This window comes from Shimia sp. NS0008-38b (assembly GCF_040370365.1).
In the GTDB taxonomy this organism is placed as follows: Bacteria; Pseudomonadota; Alphaproteobacteria; order Rhodobacterales; family Rhodobacteraceae; genus Shimia.
In genome coordinates this window covers 423,554-446,596 of record NZ_BAABWQ010000004.1, presented here as the reverse complement: position 1 = coordinate 446,596, position 23,043 = coordinate 423,554, and the positions used below count along the sequence as shown (strand labels likewise).

The following is a 23,043-nucleotide window of genomic DNA, read 5'->3' as shown; positions in this document are numbered from 1 at the left end:
AGGCACGAGGATGACAGCGATGACGGACACCAAGAAATGGGCCGAACTGGCAGAAAAAGAACTGCGCGGGAGACCGCTTGAAGATCTGACGTGGAAGACGTTGGAAGGCATTGATGTCAAACCTCTTTATACCGAAGAGGACACCAAAGATTTGGACCACATGGGCAGCATGCCTGGATTTGGTCCGTTCACACGAGGGCCCAAGGCAACCATGTATGCCGGGCGTCCTTGGACGATCCGCCAGTATGCTGGGTTCTCGACCGCCGAGGAATCCAACGCGTTTTACCGCCGCAATCTGGCCGCTGGTCAGCAGGGTGTGTCGGTGGCCTTTGATCTGGCTACGCACCGGGGTTATGACAGCGATCATGAGCGGGTTGTGGGCGACGTGGGCAAGGCTGGCGTGGCGATCGACAGTGTTGAGGACATGAAAATCCTATTTGACGGCATTCCGCTGGACAAAGTGTCGGTGTCGATGACCATGAACGGCGCTGTGGTGCCGATTTTGGCCAGCTTCATTGTGGCAGGCGAAGAGCAGGGGCACGACAAGAGCCTGCTGGCGGGCACCATTCAGAACGACATTCTGAAAGAGTTCATGGTGCGCAACACCTATATTTATCCGCCAGAGCCGAGCATGCGCATCATCAGTGATATCATTGAGTACACCTCGAACGAGATGCCGAAGTTCAACAGCATTTCGATTTCCGGCTATCACATGCAGGAAGCGGGCGCGAACCTCGTGCAGGAGCTGGCCTATACGCTGGCTGACGGGCGTGAATATGTGCGCGCGGCCATGGATGCGGGGATGGATGTCGACAAGTTTGCTGGGCGTCTGAGCTTCTTCTTTGCCATTGGCATGAACTTCTTCATGGAGGCCGCAAAGCTGCGCGCGGCGCGGTTCTTGTGGCACAAGGTGATGACCGAGTTTGGTGCAAAGAACGAACGCTCCAAAACATTGCGCACACATTGTCAGACCTCTGGTGTGAGCCTGCAGGAGCAGGACCCGTACAACAATGTGATCCGCACCGCCTATGAGGCGATGTCCGCCGTGCTGGGCGGCACACAATCGTTGCACACCAATGCGCTGGATGAGGCGATTGCGCTACCGACGGATTTCTCCGCACGGATTGCGCGCAACACGCAGCTTGTGTTGCAAGAAGAGACTGGCGTCACCAATGTGGTCGACCCGTTGGCGGGCAGCTACTACGTCGAAAGCCTGACCGATGATTTGATCCAAAAAGCCTGGGCCTTGATGGAAGAGGTTGAGGAGATGGGCGGCATGACCAAGGCGGTGGCCTCAGGCATGCCCAAACTGCGCATCGAGGAAAGTGCGGCGACGCGTCAGGCGCTGATCGACAAAGGCGACGAAGTCATTGTGGGCGTGAACAAATACCGCAAAGACGGCGAAGACCCGATCGACATTCTGGATGTGGACAATGTGGCGGTGCGCGAAAGCCAAGTGGCGCGACTGGAGCGCATTCGCTCGGAGCGGGACAGTGCGGCATGCGACGCAGCACTTGAGACCCTGAGCAAAGTGGCAAAAGAGGGCGGCAACCTTTTGGCGGCGGCTGTGGAAGCGGCGCGGGCGCGGGCCTCGGTGGGAGAGATCAGCATGGCGATGGAAAAGGAATTTGGACGTCACCGGGCCGAAGTGAAAACGCTGGCAGGTGTATACGGCGCCGCCTATGAGGGCGACGCGGGTTTTGCGGCCATTCAGAAATCCATCGAGGATTTTGCCGAAGAGGAGGGGCGTCGCCCCCGCCTGTTGGTGGTGAAGATGGGCCAAGATGGGCATGATCGAGGTGCCAAAGTGATTGCCACGGCCTTTGCGGACATCGGATTTGATGTGGACGTTGGTCCCCTGTTTCAAACCCCTGCAGAGGCGGCGCAGGATGCGGTGGACAACGACGTGCACGTGGTGGGCATTTCCTCGCAGGCGGCCGGGCACAAGACACTGGCACCACAGCTAATTGAAGCGCTGAAAGAGAAAGATGCGGAAGACATCATCGTGATTTGTGGCGGCGTGATACCGCAGCAGGATTACGCGTTTCTGCAAGAGGCGGGTGTGAAGGCGATCTTTGGGCCCGGCACCAACATTCCGGAAGCTGCGGAGAACATTCTCAAGCTGATCCGCGATACAAGAACCTAAGAGGGCTGGGGGCCGTCCGTCTGCCCCCAGACCCCCCGCAGGTTTTTGGCTCAAATCGCAGCTGCGCCCAAAAGCAAACGTGTCGCACGGTCTGCGGCGCGATGGCCTAAGGCATGGGTTATTTGACCAATCTCAGAATGCCAATCCACGGGTAGGACTTGCCGCTTTCGCGACGGTCGACCAGTTTGTTGTCGGCGTCCAACTGCACTGTTTTTGCCTTCACCGAGTTGCTGACGTTGCCGCCAATGGTGGTGATCTTTTTGGCCGCAAGGTCAACAGACACAACAATATCGCTGTGGGACGGGTAAGATCCGTCTTCGCCATAACGGGCCTGAGCGGTTAAAAAATCAAAGCGTTTGGCGTATTGCCGTCCGTAGTGCACGATGTCCCCCACTTGCGGGGTCTCGTCCTTTTGCGCAAAGGCCCGATACAGGTTGGAATTTGACAGCTGAACAAAGCGCTGGAAGTATCTTGCGTGCGCCATCTTTGCCGGGAAGTTATTCGCGCCTGCGCTGTGCAGGACATAGCTGACAAACACAGCGGACCACGCGGGATTATAGTCGTTGCCATCTTCGTCAATGAGGACGGTTCTTCCGGTGTAGGATTTGTCGACAACTGCCCAATAGTCGCCGACACGCAGATACTGTGGATCCTCGGACTCCTTGGCGCTGCCGTTCTTAAAGAAGGCCAATTCTTCTTTGCAAATTCGGGCGATGTGTTGTGCCAGAGTGGTTGTGTCGGTTGGCATTTCGACACTTGGCTTTGCCTCTTGGGCACCGACAGCATCAAAGTGGAATCGCTCGCTTTCAAACTGGATCATATACGGTACGGGCAGCGTGCCATGGGGCGGGAACCCGTGATAATGCACATCTTTGGCAGCGTCATTTCCCCAGACGGCGGTTGGGTTTGCTTTCACATGTCGGCCCCAATTGGCCATGGCTGTGCTGCTTGAGAGATAGGGATTCAAAAAATGCGTGGCGCCCTTGATGGCGCTGGCTTGGCCAGCAGCGCGATTTTTGACGTGGGTTTCGACAAACTGGGCAACGGCTGTTTTTGGGGTGGGCAGTTCATGCCAACCCTCCAGTTTGTTGATCGCAGAAAATTGTCTTTTCTGGTTGATGACGGCTTCGATGGTGCGGGGGTAGCCTTTGTGTGCAACACGGTTGAAAACTGTGTCGACAACCGCCGCCAGGCCGCCCTCAAATTGGGTGGCTCCGTACTTCTGAAAATGCCCCACTTCAGAGGCGGCCACAGCTTGAAGCGCTTGAAGATCACGCGAAGTGACCTCAATCGGCACATTCATCGCATTTAGGACGGCTGGCAGAGATACATTTTTCGCGGCGCCAAGCGTATCAGGCACCTCATAGGTGCAATAGGCGATGAATTTGCCCGGGTTGTTCGGGTCAGGTGAGGAGGAAAATTGGCCTCCGGTGTCTAAACAAGCGTCTTGCAGCCCCCCAAGCGAACTCTTTTCCTGTCGGGTCACTTGCCAAGGTTCAAAGGCCATAAAGCACCTCCTTTAGCTGTCACTAAGCTCTTTTAGAATCTCTTTGTTGCCGGCTGCATTTCGGGCGTCTTTTGCCGTCAGGATCGCTGAAATTTGCGGAGAGCCATGCGGTGCGACCGTCAACCCTTTGCTTTTTGCAAGGGTAAGATACCGCGGCGCGTTTTCGCTTGGATTGGCGTTGATCAGCGCGACCAAAGTATCCTCAACGGCGATTTCGGCGGTATTGGCGGAGCCTTCGACCGCGACAACCTGTTTGGCGGCCAGTTTGTTTGTTACCGCGTTGACCGTGTTTTCGTCCGAGCGGGCAAAGAATGTGGTGGCGGCTTTTCCAGACATAAAGGAGCCACGCATAGACACGCTGCCGCCGGTCAATGGGTTGCCGCTTTCGTCGACGGCTTGGGCAAGATCGAAGTTTGAGGCCATGTTGGCGGCTTCGCCCACGGCATTGCCGTTGGCATCCACTTTGCTGGGCGGGGTGACACCAATGACCTGCCGTCGAAAGCCGGTGTTCAATTCGATAGGGGTTGATTTGGCGGGATCAACGGTCACGCCGATGTTGATGCCGGTACGCTCGCCAAAAACCATGGTGTTTGTGGTGAGGTCGGCACAGCCAGACATCGATAGGGCAACCAGACCCATCAGAAAGGTGCGGTGAGGCGGGAGGACTATCTTCATGATCCGCCCTCCTTGTCTTTGGAGTCGGTGACTTCACAATCAAAGACCGTTGTTGTGCCGTTCAACTTGCTGGCCAAGGACACCGCAGCATCCCCTGTGACAACAAAATCTGAATATTGGACAAGTCGCGCGCCTTTGACCTTGGCGCGATTGCAGCCGATGGAGGCCATCACATCTTTTTTGGTGCCGCCGTTGCCGTCCGAAACGGTTACACTTTTGGGAATGATCGTCACGTAGTCGCGATCATACCCAATCACCAAACGCCCCTGTTGGCGCGTATCGCTGAGCTTCGCGTTGATGCCGATGACGGTGTCATGCGCCACGTAAAGATTTTTTGCTTCGCAGCCTGAGAGCAAAATAGCTGTCAGAATTAGTCCGGAATGTGCCAGTCGCAACGACGTGCCTCCCCCTCCTTAAAGTTCTAAAAAACAATCCCCACCGTCTGACACTCGTAAAAAAGTTTGTTCTAGATTGTTTGGTAAATATCGAATGAGCCTACAGTCGCTCTGAGTTCTGTCAAGGGCGGACAAAGAGGTGTGCTCGCGCAATCCTAGCGTGAAACTGGTTTCTCCCTCTCCGGATTTCAGCTGCAGGCCAACCACCCGGCTGGCGCTGAGATGTGGGTGTTGGGTTTGAAATGGGTTTGCGGGGAGGATTGCCTCTTCGGCCTCCGAGGATGGCGCGACAAAAACATGTGTGGCCTTGTAGTGCCCGAGGGTGAGGCTGGGCTGGGCATCGCGGGTGTCCAAGTGAATGCCGGGGGCGCTGGTCACATAAACCGAGGCCGTTTCCGTTTGCATGATCTCTGTGTGAATTAGGCCAAATTCATTGATGGAACATCCTGTCACCAAGAGGGTCGCCAGCAGGCTGACCGTCAGTTTTTGGATGTTTGACAATGGCAAAATGCGCGTTCCCAGTTCAAGTCGATCAACGGTCAATGACCGGAAACTAGTGCGCTGACATGGACTAAGCAACTCTTCGTCTGACTGTCTGGCGACCGCCCGTTTGATGTTTGCGAATGGGGGCGGTGGAAGACTAGGTCGGTACACGCACAACAGGAAATTGAAAACGTTGACTGGCGGGCTCAGGCACATGTGCGCATCTGGTGTTGCTGAGATCGCGGAAGCGGATAAGGTAGAGTGTCGGAAATCAAACAAGCAGAAGGGGCGAGCCATGTTGACATTGGATCATTTGGCCGTGGCTGGCGGGAGCCTTGCTGAGGCGGTGGCGCATGTGGAAGCCGCGCTTGGTGTGCCCATGGGGCCAGGTGGGGAACACGCGCATTTTGGGACGCACAACCAGCTGATTGGGCTGGCAGACGGACTGTATCTGGAAGCGATTTCGGCCAATCCAGCGGTTGGCGCTTTGCCATATCCAAGATGGTTTGACCTTGATCGGTTTGCGGGTGCTCCAAGGCTGAGCAACTGGATTTGCCGCAGCGACGACTTGGATGCCGATCTCGCTCTCATTGAGGCGGATGCGGGCAAGTCGGTTGCGCTGTCGCGGGGGGACCTGCGCTGGCGCATGGCGGTTCCAGGCACAGGTGTCTTGCCGTATGACAATCGCTTTCCCGCGCTTATCCAATGGGATGTGGCGGTGACGCCTGCGGAGATCTTACCAGCCTCCGGTGTGGCGTTGATCCGGTTGGAGGTCGCACACCCTGAGGCTGAGGCTTTGAGAAAGCTGGTGGCGTTGGACGACCCGCGCGTGGTCTTTGTCAGCGGGGCGTCTGAAGTGAGGGCGACATTTGAGACGCCGCATGGCCGGCGGGTGTTGCAATGAGCTTGCGAGACGCGGTCAGTACTGACGTCCCGGCAATTGCGGAGATTTGGAACCACGAAATCCGAGAAGGTGTGAGCACGTTCACAACCGAGCAGAAAGAACTGGGCGCATTGCAGGCGGCTCTGGCGTCTGGCGCGGTGTTTTTGGTGCACGAGGAGGCCGGTCGGGTTGTGGGATTTGGCACTTTTGGACCGTTTCGCAGCGGTCCGGGGTATGCCCACACCGCAGAACACACGGTGTATTTGGCGCAGGAAGCTCGCGGTAAGGGGCATGGGCGGGCGTTGGTCGATGCGTTGGAAGAGGCGGCGAAAGCGCGCGATTTCCATGTGATGGTGGCCGCGGTTGGAGGCGAAAACGTCGCAGGGATCAATTTCCACAAAGCGTTGGGATTTCAAGAGGTTGCTCGCATGCCGCAGGTTGGTCGCAAGTTTGATCGCTGGATGGATTTGGTGCTGTTGCAAAAGATGCTGTAATGCAGCGCTGGCCATTTCTGTGAGAGAGGATATTGTAAGCATATGTCGATTTGGTCTCGCATATCCCAAGCTCTCTCAGCCCTCAGTCAGGGTGAGTCCCTTTCCTCGGTGTTTGATCATCTGCGCGCACCGCCAGAACGGACCGTGGCGTTCACCATTGCGGTGATTGCTTTGGGCGCAAAAATGGCGAAGGCGGATGGGTTGGTGACACGTGACGAGGTCACCGCGTTTCGGGACGTGTTTCAGATTGCCCCCAAAGATGAGGCGAACGCCGCCAAAGTATTTAACATGGCACGTCAGGATGTGGCGGGCTTTGAAGAATACGCCAGTCGCATCAAGGGAATGTTCGGCGCGGTTGATGGCCGGCCGGATGATTTGATGGAAGGCCTGTTTCATATCGCGGTTGCGGATGGGGAATATCACCCCAACGAGGATATCTTTCTCAGCCGTGTGGCCGAAATTCTGGGCATGCATGAGCTGTGTTTTCAGGCCATGCGCGCGCGCTTTGTCCCGGATGCTGAACCCGATCCCTACCGGGTGTTGGGGGTGGCGCCAGAAATGTCGATCGAAGACATTCGCAAAGCGTGGCGCAAACTGGTGCGTGAGACCCATCCTGACAAAATGATTGCACGTGGGGTGCCTGAAGAAGCGGTGAAGATTGCCGAGAAACGGATGATCGACATCAACCGTGCTTGGGATCAAATCAACGAGGCGGCCTAAGCCATGCGGATAGCCACCTACAATGTGGAGTGGTTTTCCAGCCTATTTGACGACAACAATCGGCTTGTGATGGATGGCGGCTGGTCAGGTCGACAGAATGTGACACGTGCGGCGCAGATCGAGGCTCTTGGTGTGGTGTTCACCGCCTTGGATGCGGATGCCGTGATGGTGGTGGAAGCGCCGGATCAGGGCCGCAAGCGTGACACGGTCAAGGCTTTGGAACACTTTGCCGCCGCTTTCAAACTGCGCGCGCACCGCGCGGTGATGGGCTTTGCCAACTCCACCCAACAAGAGATTGCATTGCTCTATGATCCTGATGCGCTCAGCCCTGTGCATGACCCGCGCGGGCAGGAGATCGGCGCGTCAGGCATGACGGGCGCGCCGCGGTTTGACGGGGTGCTGCGCATTGATCTGGATGTTGATGCAACGGAAGACAAAGTGGTGTTTTCCAAGCCACCATTGGAGTTGGCTGTGCGCACCGCAGCGGGTCGCAACTTGCGGATGATTGGTGCGCATTTGAAATCCAAAGCGCCGCACGGTGCGCGCACCCATGATGAGGTGATGCGCATCTCCATCGCCAATCGACGCAAGCAGTTGGCGCAGGCGATCTGGCTTAGGCGGCGCATTGAAGACGATTTGGAACGTGGTGACGACGTGATCCTGATGGGCGATCTGAACGACGGTCCGGGCTTGGATGCCTTCGAGGATTTGTTTGGGCGCTCCTCTGTGGAAATCCTGTTAGGCACCAGCGGCGGTGCTGCGATGTTTGACCCACATGCACAGATGGCACTGCGTCATCGGTTGGCCGCACAACCCACCACGGCGCGGTTTCACATTGAACGCGAAGGCCGGTATCTGAACGCGCTGCTGGATTACGTGATGATCTCAGAAGGCCTACAGGCGGCGGATCCGCGCTGGCGGATTTGGCATCCGTTTGAGGATCAGACATGTTGGGATGTGCAGGATTTGCGCGAGGCGTTGCTGACTGCGTCGGATCATTTTCCGGTGGTGTTGGACATCGAGATTTGAAGACTTTTGATAGGTTCTTAGTGGGAGGCGCAACATGAACAGGACGAAACATCTGATCTTTGCAGCCATCATAGGGCTGTCTGCGGGGGCCGCCTCTGCGGAGGAGGCCGGGGACGGGCAGAGTTTGATGGAGCGGGGGCTGACGCTGTTCTTTGAAGGTTTGCAGGAAGAAATGGCCCCAACGGTTGAGAGCCTAAACTCTCTGATGGAGGAGATTGGACCCGGCGTGCAGGGGTTTTTGGAAGACATGGGGCCCAGATTGGGGGCGGTTTTTTCCAAAGTGGAAGACTGGAGCCAGTATCATGCGCCAGAGATGTTGGACAACGGAGATATCATCCTGCGTAAGAAGACCCCGGAGGACATCGAGATTCTGGATGAGGGCACTGAAGGCGGCGGCATAGAGCTGTGAGCAGTGTTGTGGGTTAAGGCGAGCTTCTTGGCGGCCCCACATTGCTCCCGCCTTGGGGTTTTTGGGCGCGTATAAAGTGCGCCCCAACTGACCTCACAGGGGGCGTTGTCAGTCCTTGACCGTGACTGAGGGGGTGGCCCCAAGTGTGTTGCACAGGCTGTTGAAGCGGCTTTCGGCCACCTCGCCGTATAGAGCGCCGGTGCTTGTGGGCAGCCTGAGGTTGAGAGCGCCTTTCTTGGGGTAATACTTCAACGTGCCCATGTTGTTGCTGTCTTGTTGCCAGAGCATCGCACCAAAGCGGATGGCTTTGCCGATCACCTCTGCGTCATGGCGTTCTTTGTCGCTGAGCAGGTGAGCGAGGTCTTCAAAGCGGGTGCCTTCGGCCTTGTTTCGGTAGCGGTGCAGCAGGGATAGGCCCAAAAACAGTCGTTCGCTGTGTTTGAGACCACCAAGGTTGGCGCGGGTTGTGCTGTCAAACACCGTTTCGGCGCGGTAGTCCGGATGCGCACGCCAGCTGACGTCATGAAGCAGGCAAGCGGCTTTGATCAAACGCAGCCGGTCAGCTTTGGCGGATTTGAACAGTGGGAATACAAATTTGTAGAGTGCCTTGCCAAATCCAGGAATGCGGGCGTCTTTGGCTTCCATAAAGCGGCAGGCTTCAATCAGCGGATCACGCTGGCGAATGTGATCTGACATCTGCTCATAGAGCACACCTTCGCGAATGCCATAAGAACTGATGGCGATGTCATGGGGTTTGAAGCGACGCAGCACGCCTTTGAGCACCTCGATGGCCAGAGGCACCAGATCCATACGCGAACTGGAGATGCCGCAACGACTGCGCAGTTCGTCCAGATCGTTTTCCTGAATGTAGCGGGCCGTGTCGCGCACCGTGGTGGCTGTCATGCGGTATTCGTGCAGAACCTTAAGCGGATAGCCCCGGCGCTCCATGTCGATGCGGGCGATGGCACGCCAAGAGCCGCCAACCAGAAACAAGCGATTTCGTTGATTGCCCATCTGTTGATAGAGATCATCAAGCGTGTCGTTTATGAAGCTGCGGCGGCCTTTTTTGCCCCCCTTCAGGTCGCGCAACTTCAGTGGGCCCAAGGATGAGGTCACCCGTTTGCCCACCTCGCCGTCGTTGATTTCCGCCAGTTCCATAGAGGCGCCGCCGATGTCACAAATCAGACCATAGGCACCGGGCCAGCCGGTCAGCACCCCTTGGGCAGACAGGCGTGCTTCTTCTGAGCCGTCGATCACGTGGATGTTGACGCCGGTTTGTGCGAGCACTTCCGCACAGAAATCAGGCCCGTCGGTGGCTTCGCGCACAGCAGCGGTGGCCACTGCGGTCAGCCCATAGACACGCATGGTTTTGGCAACAGCCGCAAAGCGTGCGATGGCGGCAAGGGCGCGCGCGCGGCCGGTCGGGTTCAGCTTGCCGGTCTCGGCAATACCAGCCCCCAAGGCGCACATGATTTTCTCATTGTAAAAATAGGCAGGGCTGCGGGCCGCACCGTCAAACACCACAAGGCGCACAGAGTTGGAGCCGACGTCGACCACGCCGACACGTGACAGGGCACGTGCTTCGGGATCTTCAAAGATCGGGCGTTCAAACAGCGAGTGGTCCGGAGAGGAAGTGTTTGTCATAGAGCGTCAGATCGTAGCCAAAAGTGCGCGTGGTGGTGGCTTACAGTGCGCCACGCGCCCTTTTGGGTCAATCGTCTGCGAAGGTCAATTGTTCTCAGTCTTCGGTGTGGGTCAGTTTGGGCACATCTGAGGCCCCGGCAGAACCGCGCCCTGACAAAGAAGGGTTTTCCATAAAGAACCGGTGGCAGTTAAACGCAAATTCGCCTTCGGGCACCTGTGTGCGTTCAAAGCTGCCGTCTGGTTTCATCACCCAGCTTTGGGCGACATCCGCCATGTTGGCAGCCATGACTTGCGATAAGATTTGCGCTTTGACGGTGGCGTTTTTAACCTCAACCAAGGTTTCAACACGGCGGTTGAGATTGCGGCCCATCCAGTCAGCAGACGACATAAAGATACGCGCCTTTTTGTTTGGAAGTTCCTGCCCATTGGCGAAACACACCAAACGTGAGTGCTCAAGGAAACGACCCACGATTGATTTGACGCGGATGTTTTCGGACAGACCTTCGATGCCCGGACGCAGACAGCAAATGCCGCGCACCACCAAAGAGATCTTCACGCCGGCCTGAGAGGCTGCATAAAGTGCGTCGATGACTTCGGCGTCCACCAAGGAGTTCATCTTGGCCCAGATCGCCGCGGGCTTGCCATTGCGGGCGTTTTCGGCTTCTTGTCCAATCATCTCGATCAAGCGCAGTTTGAGAGAGATCGGGGAGATCGCCAGATTGTCGAGCTTTTCGGGCTCCACGTAGCCAGACAGGTAGTTAAACACCTTGTTGGCGTCGCGCCCAAGATCCGCATCGCAGGTGAAGAGGCTGACGTCGGTGTAAATTTTGGCGGTGATCGGGTGGTAGTTGCCTGTGCCGTAGTGGGTGTATGTCACCAGCTGTTCGCCCTCACGCCGCACCACAGTGGAAATTTTGGCATGGGTCTTCAGATCAAGAAAGCCGTAGACCACATGCGCGCCCGCGCGTTCCAGACGGCGGGACTGACGGATGTTGGCGGCCTCGTCAAAGCGGGCTTTGAGTTCCACAAGGGCGGTGACGGATTTCCCATCTTCAGCGGCTTCACAAAGCGCTTCCACAATGGGGGACCGTTTGGACGTGCGATACAGCGTTTGTTTGATGGCCACCACGTTGGGGTCACGCGCCGCCTGCTGCAAGAAACGCACCACCATATCGAAGGTCTCATAGGGGTGGTGCAGAAGCATGTCTTTCTGGCGGATGGCTGCGAACATATCGCCGTCAAAATCCTGTACCCGTTCGGGCACGCGCGGCGTGAAGGACGGCCACAGCAGGTCAGGGCGGTTATCCAGCACCAGCTCCTTGAGATCCGCGAGGCCGATCATGCCGTCGATGTCCACCACCTCGTCGCCGGTGACTTCGAGCTCTTCCATGATCAGTTTTTTGAGGGCTGTCGGCGCATCAGCAGAAATTTTCAGGCGCACAACTTCGCCGCGGCGGCGTCGTTTCAGTGCGACTTCGAATTCGCGTACGAGGTCTTCGGCCTCGTCTTCGACTTCCAGATCGCTGTCCCGCAGCACGCGGAACGCACAGTGGCCTTTGGGTTTGTAGCCCGGGAACACGCTGTCTAGGTGCAACAAGAGCAATTCTTCGAGGGGCAGGGCACGAATGGTGCCATCTGGAGAGGGCAGAAATACAAACCGATCAATCTGGTTTGGAATCGGCAACAGCGCCAGCAGCACACGTTTGTTTTTCTTCCGCTCCAGTTGCAGCGCAAGCGAAAAGCCGGTGTTGGGGATGAAGGGGAAAGGGTGCGCAGGATCGATTGCCAAGGGGGACAAGACCGGGAAGACGCGGTTCATGAACACATCAGCAAGGAAATCGCGGTCGTCGTCAGACAGCGCGTCACGTTGCATAATGTGGATGTTTTCGCCTTCAAGTTCGCCACGTAGATTGATGAACATGCGTTGCTGATCTTGCAGCAAATGGCGCGCGTCAGCGTTGATCAGAACCAATTGTTCGGCCGGGCTAAGACCGTCTTGTGCCGGGCTTGAGTGGCCTTCGCGCACAAGTTCGCGCAGACCTGCCACGCGGACGGTGTAGAACTCGTCAAGGTTGGTTGCAGAGATCGACAGGAACCGCAGGCGTTCCAACAAAGGCACGCGGGCATTTTCGCTTTCTTCCAGCACACGCCAATTGAACCCGAGCCAACTAAGTTCGCGGTTGTGGAACCTATCGGGGCCCGTCAGGTCGGCGTCGGGCAGGGCGATTGGGGCGGGGAAATCAGATTTCAGAAAGTCAGCTTGGGTCATAGTGCTCTCATGCCATTGGCAGGTAACGAGAAGATGACTGTAAGCGGGTTTGTTCGAAGGGTCCAGAGAAGGCGGATTCGTCTGGGATTTCCAGCGTGTGGCTGCGCAAAAATTATACGTGCTGTGACAGGAAAAAACGTGGAGGCAATTGAGCGGGTTAGTCTTGGTCTAACACACGCTTGGCCAAAGCTTTGGTGATGGGGCGCTTTTCACTGAGGCTGAGTTGATCCAGAGCCTCAACAAGATGTGCCGTTTTGGCAAAGCTGCGGTCCATGTTTTTGGCAATGTAGCTGAGCACATCAGGTGTCGGGGTCAGTTGGCGGTCCCCAAACTGTTTGGCCATCACGGCCATAAGGAGCATATCGTCGGGTTGCTCCAAAGTGGCCACGGTGCTGCCCTGCATGCGCGACAGTAAGTCAGGCAATGTGAGGCCCCATTGCAATGGGGCGCCCACGCCGGTGAGCAACAGGGTGTTGCCTTCGGCCAAGGTCAGATTGTGCAGATGGAACAGCGCCGTTTGAGCTTGAGGGTCATCGGCAATGCGTTGCACATCTTCGACCGCAATTGGAGATGTGGCAAGCGTGGGGACAGCCTCTTTGGTGAGCGTTGCTGCATCAATGATGTGTGCGCCAGCGATTGCCGCCCACACGTGGGTCAAATGGGTTTTTCCGGAGCCGACGGGCCCGGACAATACCAACTTGCCTCCTGCCCAATTGGGCCAGAGGTCCACAAGCCCAAGTGCCATAGCATTGGCCGGGCTGACGAAGAAGTCATCACGCCCAAGGGCTGCCCGAACGGGCAGATCAAAGTTTAGCTGTTCAGCCATCGGTGCTTAGTTGGCGTCCTGTACGCTTTCCGTCTCTGGGTCGCTCTCTTGATCGCTGTGTCCGCGATAGAGCTTAGATGACATGTATTGGCCCGTCACGAAACGTGCAAGTACACCAATGGAGGCCGCAACAGGGACGGCAACAAGCATGCCGACGAATCCAAACAACGCACCAAAGACGGACAGGGCCAGCAAGAGCCACACGGGATGCAGGCCAACAGACTTGCCAACAAGTTTGGGCGTCAGGATGTTGCCTTCGACCATTTGTCCAATGGCAAAGATTGCCCCCACCAGTCCGATGTGTAGCCAATCACCCCAGAACTGAAACAGTGCCAGACCAATGGCCAATGCCCCACCGATCAACGCACCAAGGTATGGAATGAAGGTCACCAGGCCGGCGATGAAGCCAACCACCAGACCAAATTGAAGTCCAACCACCATCAAAGCGACAGCGTAGTATGTGCCGAGTACCAAACAGACGGTGCCCATGCCTCGCACAAAGGAGGCCAGCGTTTTGTCGATGTCTTTGGCCAAGGCGCGCACTGTTGGAGCATGATCGCGTGGCAGCAAACTGTCGATCTCAGCCACCATGCGGTCCCAGTCAAGCAGCAGGTAGAAGGCGACAACAGGGGCGATCACCAGTAGCATCACAACGTTCAACAAAGAGGCGGCAGAGCTGAGCGCCCCTTGGACAAGCTCACCACCGCGTTCTTTTAGAACTTCGCCGATCTGCAACAGCGTTTGATGCATCACCGACTCGGGCTGCATAAGGCTGGGAAACTTCGTTGAGACAAAAGTGCGCAGTTGCGCGATGACTTCGGGCAATGTGTCCGCCAGCGCAACGGCCTGTTGGATCAGGCTTGGCACCACCGCAAGCACGCCAATCGCAAAAACCAATACGCCTACCAAGGTGATGATGGCGGTTGCTGCCACACGTGAAAGGCCACTTTCTTCCAGCCGGTCGGCAACCGGATCAAGGAAATAGGCAATAGCGCCACCAAGCACAAACGGCAAAAGCACATGGCCAAGGGCCCAAAGCATCACCGCAAAAATAACTACAAAAATACCCCAGAACTGAAACTGCTTATGGGCGGGAAGGGCCATGAAATCGGGCTCCGTGCAAAATACCAATGGCGACAGTCATCGCCCAAGCCGGGGACGGTTGCAAGCCTTGGAAGTCAGCTCGCGCGCAACGCAAGCAAATCGGTGCGCCGGATCGGTTTGGGCAGGCATTTGTCAAACCCAGCCTCAAGGTAGCTGTCGACATGATATTGGAACACATTGGCGGTCACAGCGATCAGTTCTGGCAGCTTCGTCAATTGCTGTTGCCGCTCTAACTCCCGGAGTGCGCGGGCCACGTCGTCTCCGTTCATTTCCGGCATGCGAATGTCGATAAACAACATGTCAAACGTGCCGTTTTGAGCTGTGTTGAGCGCTGACTTTCCATCCGAAACCGTGACCACCTCAGCGCCCAGGCTTTCCAGCATGCGCGCGAGTACCATCTGATTGACCTGGCTGTCATCGGCAACCAAGACCCGAGCCCCGGCAAAGGATTTGTCCATATGCCCGTGTAATCCCGCGTCGTCGGGACGTAAATCAGTCGGGGCAAAAGGGGCCCAAGCGGAAAAGGTTGTGCCTTTGTCCGGGGTGCTGGTTACGCTGACCTCACCGCCCATCAGGGTGATCAGTTTTTTGACAATGGCCAGTCCCAAACCGGTGCCACCTTTGCGCCGCGCAACCGAGTCATCCGCTTGTTTGTAAGGGGCAAACACTTGGGCAAGCTGTTGTTCACTCATGCCTGCCCCAGTGTCAGTGACCGTGGCGCGGCATCCGCTTGAATCGGCGTCCAGATGCAAATGAATGGTGCCATGGTCCGTGAATTTGACCGCGTTGCTGAGCAAATTTCCCAGCACTTGGCGCAGACGGTATTCATCTCCCAATCGCAAATCATTTGGTGCCGTGTCCGTGGCCGTGCATTCCAAAATGACCCCTTTGCACTCAGCAGAGGAGCGGTGCAGTGCGATCACGTCGGCGACGGCCGCGCGCAGATTGAACGGGGCCATTTCCAAAGCCAATTCGCCAGCGTCTATTTTGCTGAGATCAAGGGAGTCGTTCAGGGTTCTCAAAAGCCCCTGTGTCGAGCTGTCGACCGCATTCAAAAGCTGTTTTACATCACGGCTGCAATCCGTTCCGTCTATTTCAGAGGTGAGAAGATCGACGGACCCGATAATTCCATTCAGCGGCGTGCGGATTTCATGCGCCATGTGCGCGAGGAACTCCTCACGCGAACGGGCTGCAGATTGGGCATCCTCTTGAGCGGAGTTTGCATCGATCAAAGCGGCTTTCAAGGCAATCTGCTCATTCACGCAGAGCGCGATCTGCTGCAGGGATTTCTGGTCGTCAGCGGTCCAATTGCGTGGTTTGTGGTCTATTGCACAAAGCGCCCCGATTGGGGTGCCGTCAGGTAGGTGAATGGGCGCCCCCAAATAGGCGATGATACCGAGGTCTTTTACGGCACCGTTGTGTTGCAAAACAGCGTGTGTGCGCGCATCGCCGACTTCTAAAACAGCGTCGCTGTTGCGGACATGTTGGCAAAAAGAGTGGCTGAGTGGCGTTTGACGTGCCTCAGCGACCTGCCCTGAGAGGCCAACGTGACTTTTGAAATACTGGCGATCCAGATTGCATTGTACAATGCTTACCAGCGCAACGGGGGTTTTGAGGACCCGGCTTACAAGAGTGGTATGGTTGTCAAACGATTGTTCGACGCTGGCATCCACCAAGCCAAGTGCTTGCAGAAAAAGGTCATCTGCTGCAGGGAAATCAGTCTCCAAAGCTCCGGGCGTGTTCGTCATTTGAACTCATTTACTCAGGTAAAAGTGCGGGCACCCATTTCAACTGCGCCGTCACACTCCCTTAATCAAGGGGAAAAAGCGGGATCGGCACCTTTTGACAAGACAATGTGATCAAACCCTTTGCAGTGGTAAAAGTGAAAGCTTAATTCCGCACTAATTGCGCCATGCAAAACTTAACACTGATTTTTGCTCAGCAATATGAGACCTTTGAACAGGCCGTTAGCGTGATCTTCGGATGCTCTCTACAATCGGCGGAACGATGAGATCTATACCGGCAAGTGAGGCGTGGTTGCCATCGGTAAAGAGCAGTTTGCCCTCTCGGACCAGATCACATTGGTCGGCTGTACAAAAAATCTCTGCAGGTTTTACGATACTTAACTGGTCAGCATTCAGCGTGGAGATTTGGACCGCGTCGTCAACGATGGATTGGAGGCGGGTGCCCAATTCGTCATAAATTGCGCGTGGATAGCCGTCGCGTTGCGGAAGTGGGGTGCCCCACCAAAGCTGTGTCGCGTAGTGGCGTGGAATGTCTACGTCCGGCCTTGGTGTTGGCAAGACCAAGGTGACGTGGCGATCATTTTGCGCCAATGCGTCCAGCTGAGCGGCAAGGGCATGGGCAAATGCACTTTCGCGTTCTTGTTGCGAGACAGGGAGTGGCGTCAGCGTTGATACACTGTAGAAACCATCTTCGCTTTCACGGCCGAACATATTGGGACCGCTTTCGTCAAACATGTAGTTGGTCCAACTGGCAAACATCACAACATTCTTGATGCGTGTTTCGGTCTGCAATGTTTCCAGCACGGCTTTGTTAAAGGCTGGACATTGGGCCGCGCGGGATTGGCCCACATTGATCAGGTCGGCCACAGGTAGGCAGCTGGAAAGTGTGAGTTGCCGCATGGAAAGTCCGGCTTCTGACAACGCATCGGCCAAGGGCTCCGCCAATCGTGCACCGTGACTGTCGCCAATCAATAAGACCGATGGCGCGGGTTCCGGCCCAAATGTGCAGCTGGTGCCAAAGTCATATGTGGGAACATCTTTGCGGGAGGGCAAACACTTGCGATAGGTGGGGCTGTAGTCATCCTCCATCGCCAGCACATCGAGAACTTGGTCGGGCATGCGTGCGGGGAAACCTTTGGACATGTCTCCGGCAATGGCCACTCCCCAGACACCAGCGACTGCGAGAAAGAGCGCACCTAGCCGAAGTCGTGGCACAGGTGCCGTGCCGCGAAAAGGTTGTTCGACGAACTTCCAGCTGAGTGTCGCCAGAGCGATCATTGCGGCCAATACCGCCAGAACTCCGTAGAGGGTGTCTGGCCACAGATAGGCCTTTTTGAGCAAACTGATCACAGGTTGATGCCAGAGGTAGAGCGAATAGGAAATCAGTCCCAGAAACCGCATCGGGGCATTTGACAGAATTTTGCGCAGAGAAGGTGCGGCCTGAGGCGCCCACAACACCAAAACAGTGCCGATTACCGTGGGAAGGGTCCACAAACCCGGCCAAGGTGCCGTGGGAGGCACAGACCAAAGTCCCCAAACAATCAGCAATAATCCCATCGAAAACGCGGGCGAATGCATGCCCGTTGGCAGTGGGCGATTGCGTTGGCTCCAAGCAACCAGCACGCCGACCAAAAGCTCCCATGCGCGTGTGTGCAGCAGGTAGAAGGCTTCCATGCGAAACTCCGCTGCTGTGACCAGCGCGATGCCAAAACTTGCAAGGGCCAAAAGCGCGAGAACGGGCATCAAGTAGCGTGGCCGCCAACGCCAAAGTAGCAACAAGAGCAGGGGAATGATCAGGTAGAATTGCTCTTCGATCCCTAAGCTCCATGTATGGATCAACGGATCGTATTTGGCCTCCGGGTTAAAATAGTCGATCCGGGTTAGGAACCAGACGTTGGACAGCGACAAAAGTGCGGTGACGGCCGCGCCCCCCATGTAGCGGTAGTCATTGGGCATCATCGAAAACCAACCAAGACACATGACCGCAAGGATCATCACCACCAACGCCGGGAGGATGCGCCTTGCGCGGCGGGTGTAGAAGGTTTTGAAAGAGAACTGACCTGCGGCGAGATCGTCCAAAATCTTGCCACCAATCAAATAGCCAGAAATCACAAAAAACACATCAACCCCGGCAAAGCCGCCAGACATTTGCTTGAGGCCCGCGTGAAACAGAACCACGCCGAGGATGGCAATGGCACGAAGCCCGTCGATTTCAGTTCTGTAGTGCATCTAGCCCGTACCTTTGGGGGAAGTGTTTGCGGGTTTTGTATCTGTGGTGTCCTCCGTTTGGAAGCACCGACCTTGCCACGCGCGGGGGATTGGGCTAGCCCATGGCGAAAGTCGATCCCCGGTTTTGGCGCCCGCACGTGTGCCAAGCCCCATCCGAGAGAGTAAGTGTCCATGCGCCTGTCCCGCTATTTCTTGCCTGTGCTGAAGGAAACCCCTTCTGAGGCGCAGATCGTCAGCCACCGTTTGATGCTGCGTGCTGGCATGATCAAACAATCCAGTGCGGGGATCTATTCCTGGTTGCCGCTTGGTTTCAAAGTGTTGCGCAAGATTGAAAACATCGTGCACGAAGAGCAGGTGCGGGCAGGGCATATCCCAATGCAGATGCCAACAGTACAGTCTGCAGATCTGTGGCGTGAGAGCGGGCGGTATGACGCCTATGGCGACGAAATGCTGCGCATCACCGACCGCCATAACCGTGAGATGCTGTACACGCCAACCGCCGAAGAGCTGATCACCGACATTTTCCGTAGCAATGTGAGCTCTTACAAAGACTTGCCGCTGACGATGTATCAGATCCAGTGGAAGTTCCGTGATGAAATTCGTCCACGGTTTGGCGTGATGCGGGGCCGCGAGTTTTACATGAAAGACGGCTACAACTTTGACCTGTCAAAGGAAGACGCTCTGCATGCCTATAACCGTCATCTGGTGAGCTATCTGCGGACCTATGAGCGTATGGGGCTGCAAGCCATTCCAATGCGCGCTGACAGTGGCCCAATTGGTGGCGACGACACCCATGAGTTCTTGGTGTTGGCTGACACGGGCGAGAGTGAAGTGTTCTACGATAGCGCTGTGACGGACCTGACGTTTGGCGATCGTGACATTGATTATGACGATGTGGCGCAATGTCAGGGCGTGCTGGAGGAGTTCACCTCCAAATACGCGCGCACGGATGAGACACATGATGAGGCGTTGTTTGGCGAAGTGCCCGAAGAGCGTCGCCGCACGGCGCGCGGCATCGAAGTGGGACAGATTTTCTACTTTGGCACCAAATACTCCGATGCGCTGGGCGCGACAGTGCAGGGGCCGGATGGCAAACCTGTTGCGGTGCATATGGGCAGCCACGGAATTGGCGTGAGCCGTTTGTTGGGGGCGATCATTGAGGCCAGCCATGATGAAAACGGCATTATTTGGCCAGAAGGCGTGACGCCATTCCATGCGGGTATCGTGAACCTCAAGCAGGGTGATGCGGAAGCGGATGCGGCGTGTGAGGCGTTGGAGGCGGCGTTGGTCGCCGCTGGGCTTGAGCCGCTTTATGATGATCGCAAGGAGCGGGCAGGCGGCAAGTTTGCCACGATGGATTTGATTGGTCTGCCTTGGCGGATCACCGTTGGCCCGCGTGGCTTGAAAAACGGCGTGGTGGAGTTGACCAGCCGTCGCACCGGTGAAAGCGAAGAGATGGCACCAGAAGCGGCGGTGGCGAAACTGATCGAGATTTACGCCAACCACCGGGTTGTTGGGCTGTAAGGTCCCAAGTCTGACGCTTCGGCGCGGTATGAATTGATGAAAGCCCCTGCTTTTGCAGGGGTTTTTTTGTTTAAGGGGCAGGGGTCTTGACAGGGAGGGATTGCAACACGGCAAAGCAGAGTTCGACGGCTAGGAACCCCCAGAGCAACGGGCTTGCCCCGTTCAAAAGCGCATAAAGCATCCAGGTGGAGAACAGCCAACGCCCGGCGGCGTCATATCGTGCGAGCCGCATGTCGTTCAGGCGCAATCGCACCACCGACCAGATGATGACAACCGTGCCAAAGAAGTTTGCAAAGAGCGTCCCATACACCGTCAGAACAGGCAGGGGTGTGAGGCCTGAAGCGGCGTGCGCGCTGTTGAGCGTGGTCCACATGACGCCTAGTGTGACGGGCGTCATGTAGGGCCAGGTGATCAACACATCATACCATGCGGAGATGCGAAATAGACGGTGGAAAGCGTTTGGAGACATGGGGCATCCTTTGATTGGTTGATTTGGATGCCACGAGGTGTAAACCTTTGAGTTAGGTCCAAGGTCAAGGAGAAATGTGATGCGGATCGGGGCATTGGCAGAGGCCACTGGCGTGAGCCGAGATACGTTGCGTTTTTATGAGCGGCAAGGATTGTTGCGTGCAGATCGGCGTGGCAACGGATATCGGGACTATCCTGAGGGAGTAGTCACCCTGGTGCGGTTGATCCGGCAGGCGCAGAGCTTGGGGTTCACGTTGTCAGAAATTGGCGCGTTGCTTCAAGGGCTCCATGGCGGTCTGTCGCAAAACGAAATCGAAACAGTGTTGCGGTCTAAGTTGCATGAGATCGACGTGCGCATGGCGGAGTTGGCGGAATTGCGCGCTGTTGTGGCGGCGCGATTGGCGGCGGCCTGTCCGTTGGGGCTCAAGACGGCCGGACTGCTTGACCCTGTACGGGCTGGCCCATAGGGTCGCGCCAAACAAGAACTCGGAGCAGTCATGGCAGGTCGAACCGCCCCTTTTTCCCGATTTGAATGGATGATCGCCTGGCGGTATCTGCGGGCCCGACGCGCCGAAGGTGGCGTGAGTGTGATGACGTGGATCAGTCTTATTGGCATCACGTTGGCGGTGTTTGCTTTGATTGCCACGCTGGCGGTAAGGGCCGGGTTTCGTGCAGAGTTTGTGGACACAATTCTGGGGGCAAATGCCCATGCAACCGTATATCAGAGTGGTGAACTTTCAGAAACTGGCGAGATTGACCGCACGATCCGTGACTATGAGGATGTGGCCGCACGCTTAAAAACGGTGCCGGGTGTGGTGCGGGCCGCACCTTTGGTCAAGGGACAGGTGATGGCCAGTCTGCGCAGCCGAAACGCAGGTGTCGAAGTCTTCGGCATGGCCGCCAAGGATTTGGCGGAGCTGCCACGAATAGCTGATCCTGAGACCAGTGATGGGGATTTGGCACGTTATCAGGAAGGAATAGCGATTGGGTCTGGCGTCGCGCGGGAGCTTGGGGCGCTGGTTGGAGATAAAGTTAAGATTATCTCTCCCAACGGTGTAAAAACTGCCTTTGGCACCTCCCCCCGGATCAGCGTGTATGAGGTGGTGTATATCTTCAGCGCCGGGCGCTATGACATTGATCGCACAAGAGTATATTTGCCGTTTGCAGAGGCGCAGCTGTTCTTTGACCGGGACGGGGCGGCGGATGAGATTGAGGTGATGGTGGCAGAGCCGGAGGCCGTTGAGAGCCTGCTGGTGCCGTTGATGCAGGCGGCAGGGGATCGCAGCTTGGTCTGGACGTGGAAGCAGGCCTCTGGTGGCTTCCTGAACGCGTTGGAAGTGGAGGACAATGTGATGTTTGTGATCCTCTCCATTCTGGTGCTGATTGCCACGATGAACATTGTCTCTGGTTTGGTGATGTTGGTCAAAAACAAGGGACGCGACATTGGGATCTTGCGCACTATGGGGCTGACCGAAGGGTCCGTCCTGCGGGTGTTTTTCATGTGTGGCGCGTTTACCGGGCTGTTGGGCACCGTGTTTGGTGTGGTGTTGGGGTGTTTGTTTGCTGCTTATATCGATCCGATTTTCTCGTTTGTGAATATCTTGTTGGGTGGTGAAGCTTGGGACCCATCGATCCGAGGGATTTACCATTTGCCTGCCAAACTGGAAGTGGGAGATGTCATCAGCGCGGTGAGCTTGTCGCTGGGGCTGTCCTTCATTGTCACGATCTTTCCGGCGCGACGTGCGGCGCGGATGAACCCTGTGGAGGCGCTGCGCTATGAGTGACGTTGTGCTAAAGCTGGGCGGCGTAGAAAAGTTTTACAACAAGGGCTTAGCCGGTGAGATCCACGTGTTGCGCGGGGTCGATCTGGACCTGAAAGCCGGAGAGATGGTGGCGCTTGTGGCCCCATCTGGTGCGGGGAAATCGACGTTGTTGCACATCGCGGGCTTGCTTGATGAAGCAGATGTGGGTGTGGTCGAGATCGGCGGGAAAGAGCTGGGCGGAACCTCAGACCGGCGGCGCACCAAGGCGCGGCGAGAGGACATTGGATTTGTCTATCAGTTCCATCATTTGTTGCCTGAATTCAGCGCTTTGGAGAACATTTCCTTGCCGCAGATGGCCAATGGGGTCAGCAAAAAGGCTGCGGCCGAACGGGCGCAGGAGCTGCTGGACACCGTTGGCGTGGCCCATCGCGCCCATCATCGGCCGGCAGAGCTGTCTGGGGGCGAACAGCAGCGGGTGGCGTTTTGTCGGGCCTTGGCGAATAAGCCACGGATTTTGCTCGCTGATGAGCCGACAGGAAACCTTGATCCGGCGACCAGCGATCAGGTGTTTGACGCTTTGATGAGGCTGGTACGGGAGACCGGATTGGCGGCTTTGGTGGCCACACATAATATGGCATTGGCTGCGCGTATGGATCGCGTGGTTCGGTTGGAAAACGGGGTTTTGGTCGACGGCCAAGCTGACGCCGTTGCGTAAGTGGTTAGCGCCAGA

The 23,043-nt window shown here is 56.5% G+C and carries 21 protein-coding genes; 10 read left to right on the top strand and 11 right to left on the bottom strand.

Going from position 1 to position 23,043, the window contains the following annotated elements; genetic code table 11:
- Window positions 1-19 precede the first annotated feature (19 nt).
- Window positions 20-2,146: a methylmalonyl-CoA mutase gene (gene scpA / locus ABWV47_RS18935; protein WP_353314768.1), complete on the top strand. Its 2,127-nt coding sequence runs from the start codon at window positions 20-22 to the stop codon at window positions 2,144-2,146.
- Window positions 2,147-2,264: 118 nt separating this feature from the next.
- On the opposite strand, the gene ABWV47_RS18930 is transcribed toward scpA, so the two are convergent.
- The 4 genes from ABWV47_RS18930 to ABWV47_RS18915 form a co-directional block, all read right to left on the bottom strand.
- Window positions 2,265-3,653: a DUF2272 domain-containing protein gene (locus ABWV47_RS18930; protein ID WP_353314766.1), complete on the bottom strand. Its 1,389-nt coding sequence runs from the start codon at window positions 3,651-3,653 to the stop codon at window positions 2,265-2,267.
- A 12-nt stretch (window positions 3,654-3,665) separates the two neighbouring features.
- Entirely contained in the window at window positions 3,666-4,328 is a 663-nt protein-coding gene (locus ABWV47_RS18925; protein WP_353314764.1) for a hypothetical protein, read from the bottom strand.
- Window positions 4,325-4,651 carry a hypothetical protein gene (locus ABWV47_RS18920; RefSeq protein WP_353314762.1) on the bottom strand — a complete coding sequence of 109 codons (327 nt, stop codon included), beginning with the start codon at window positions 4,649-4,651 and terminating at the stop codon, window positions 4,325-4,327. Before ABWV47_RS18920 ends, ABWV47_RS18925 begins: the two co-directional genes overlap by 4 nt.
- Before the next feature lie 90 nt (window positions 4,652-4,741).
- Window positions 4,742-5,266, bottom strand: a complete 525-nt coding sequence (locus ABWV47_RS18915) for a hypothetical protein (protein ID WP_353314760.1) — start codon at window positions 5,264-5,266, stop codon at window positions 4,742-4,744.
- Window positions 5,267-5,501: 235 nt separating this feature from the next.
- On the opposite strand from ABWV47_RS18915, the gene ABWV47_RS18910 reads away from it, so the two are divergent.
- From ABWV47_RS18910 to ABWV47_RS18890, 5 genes are read left to right on the top strand one after another with little or no spacing between them, the layout of a single operon-like run.
- Window positions 5,502-6,110: a VOC family protein gene (locus ABWV47_RS18910; protein WP_353314758.1), complete on the top strand. Its 609-nt coding sequence runs from the start codon at window positions 5,502-5,504 to the stop codon at window positions 6,108-6,110.
- Entirely contained in the window at window positions 6,107-6,583 is a 477-nt protein-coding gene (locus ABWV47_RS18905) for a GNAT family N-acetyltransferase (RefSeq protein ID WP_353314756.1), read from the top strand. Before ABWV47_RS18910 ends, ABWV47_RS18905 begins: the two co-directional genes overlap by 4 nt.
- A 42-nt stretch (window positions 6,584-6,625) precedes the next feature.
- Window positions 6,626-7,303, top strand: a complete 678-nt coding sequence (locus tag ABWV47_RS18900; RefSeq protein WP_353314754.1) for a TerB family tellurite resistance protein — start codon at window positions 6,626-6,628, stop codon at window positions 7,301-7,303.
- A gap of 3 nt (window positions 7,304-7,306) precedes the next feature.
- The gene (locus ABWV47_RS18895; RefSeq protein ID WP_353314752.1) at window positions 7,307-8,332 is read left to right on the top strand and encodes an endonuclease/exonuclease/phosphatase family protein; all 1,026 of its coding nucleotides are present in this window, start codon (window positions 7,307-7,309) and stop codon (window positions 8,330-8,332) included.
- 34 nt (window positions 8,333-8,366) lie between these two features.
- A complete protein-coding gene (locus ABWV47_RS18890; protein WP_353314750.1) occupies window positions 8,367-8,741 on the top strand; it encodes a hypothetical protein in 375 nt (124 codons plus the stop codon).
- 108 nt (window positions 8,742-8,849) lie between these two features.
- Here ABWV47_RS18890 and ABWV47_RS18885 read toward each other — a convergent pair whose 3' ends face one another.
- The 6 genes from ABWV47_RS18885 to ABWV47_RS18860 form a co-directional block, all read right to left on the bottom strand.
- Window positions 8,850-10,385 (bottom strand): Ppx/GppA family phosphatase, encoded by a 1,536-nt coding sequence (locus ABWV47_RS18885; RefSeq protein WP_353314748.1) that lies wholly within the window; start codon window positions 10,383-10,385, stop codon window positions 8,850-8,852.
- A gap of 94 nt (window positions 10,386-10,479) precedes the next feature.
- Window positions 10,480-12,654 (bottom strand): RNA degradosome polyphosphate kinase, encoded by a 2,175-nt coding sequence (locus ABWV47_RS18880; RefSeq protein ID WP_353314746.1) that lies wholly within the window; start codon window positions 12,652-12,654, stop codon window positions 10,480-10,482.
- 157 nt (window positions 12,655-12,811) lie between these two features.
- The gene (locus ABWV47_RS18875; protein ID WP_353314744.1) at window positions 12,812-13,480 is read right to left on the bottom strand and encodes an HdaA/DnaA family protein; all 669 of its coding nucleotides are present in this window, start codon (window positions 13,478-13,480) and stop codon (window positions 12,812-12,814) included.
- 6 nt (window positions 13,481-13,486) lie between these two features.
- On the bottom strand, window positions 13,487-14,584 hold the full coding sequence (locus ABWV47_RS18870) for an AI-2E family transporter (RefSeq protein ID WP_353314742.1): 1,098 nt from the start codon (window positions 14,582-14,584) through the stop codon (window positions 13,487-13,489).
- A gap of 74 nt (window positions 14,585-14,658) precedes the next feature.
- A complete protein-coding gene (locus ABWV47_RS18865) occupies window positions 14,659-16,332 on the bottom strand; it encodes a GAF domain-containing hybrid sensor histidine kinase/response regulator (protein WP_353314740.1) in 1,674 nt (557 codons plus the stop codon).
- Window positions 16,333-16,551: 219 nt separating this feature from the next.
- A complete protein-coding gene (locus tag ABWV47_RS18860) occupies window positions 16,552-18,558 on the bottom strand; it encodes an acyltransferase family protein (protein ID WP_353314738.1) in 2,007 nt (668 codons plus the stop codon).
- Window positions 18,559-18,729: 171 nt separating this feature from the next.
- Between ABWV47_RS18860 and proS the strand changes: the two genes are divergently transcribed.
- On the top strand, window positions 18,730-20,082 hold the full coding sequence (proS, locus tag ABWV47_RS18855) for a proline--tRNA ligase (RefSeq protein ID WP_353314736.1): 1,353 nt from the start codon (window positions 18,730-18,732) through the stop codon (window positions 20,080-20,082).
- Window positions 20,083-20,152: 70 nt separating this feature from the next.
- On the opposite strand, the gene ABWV47_RS18850 is transcribed toward proS, so the two are convergent.
- Complete coding sequence (locus tag ABWV47_RS18850; protein WP_353314734.1) at window positions 20,153-20,551, bottom strand: hypothetical protein; 399 nt, start codon at window positions 20,549-20,551, stop codon at window positions 20,153-20,155.
- A gap of 79 nt (window positions 20,552-20,630) precedes the next feature.
- Here ABWV47_RS18850 and ABWV47_RS18845 point away from each other — a divergent pair, with 79 nt between their 5' ends.
- The 3 genes from ABWV47_RS18845 to ABWV47_RS18835 are packed head-to-tail and all read left to right on the top strand — an operon-like array spanning window position 20,631 to window position 23,028.
- Window positions 20,631-21,017, top strand: coding sequence for a MerR family transcriptional regulator (locus ABWV47_RS18845; RefSeq protein ID WP_353314732.1), 387 nt, complete (start codon window positions 20,631-20,633; stop codon window positions 21,015-21,017).
- A gap of 30 nt (window positions 21,018-21,047) precedes the next feature.
- The gene (locus tag ABWV47_RS18840; RefSeq protein WP_353314730.1) at window positions 21,048-22,334 is read left to right on the top strand and encodes a lipoprotein-releasing ABC transporter permease subunit; all 1,287 of its coding nucleotides are present in this window, start codon (window positions 21,048-21,050) and stop codon (window positions 22,332-22,334) included.
- Window positions 22,327-23,028, top strand: a complete 702-nt coding sequence (locus ABWV47_RS18835) for an ABC transporter ATP-binding protein (protein WP_353314728.1) — start codon at window positions 22,327-22,329, stop codon at window positions 23,026-23,028. The genes ABWV47_RS18840 and ABWV47_RS18835 overlap by 8 nt, the downstream gene beginning before the upstream one ends.
- Window positions 23,029-23,043: the final 15 nt, after the last annotated feature.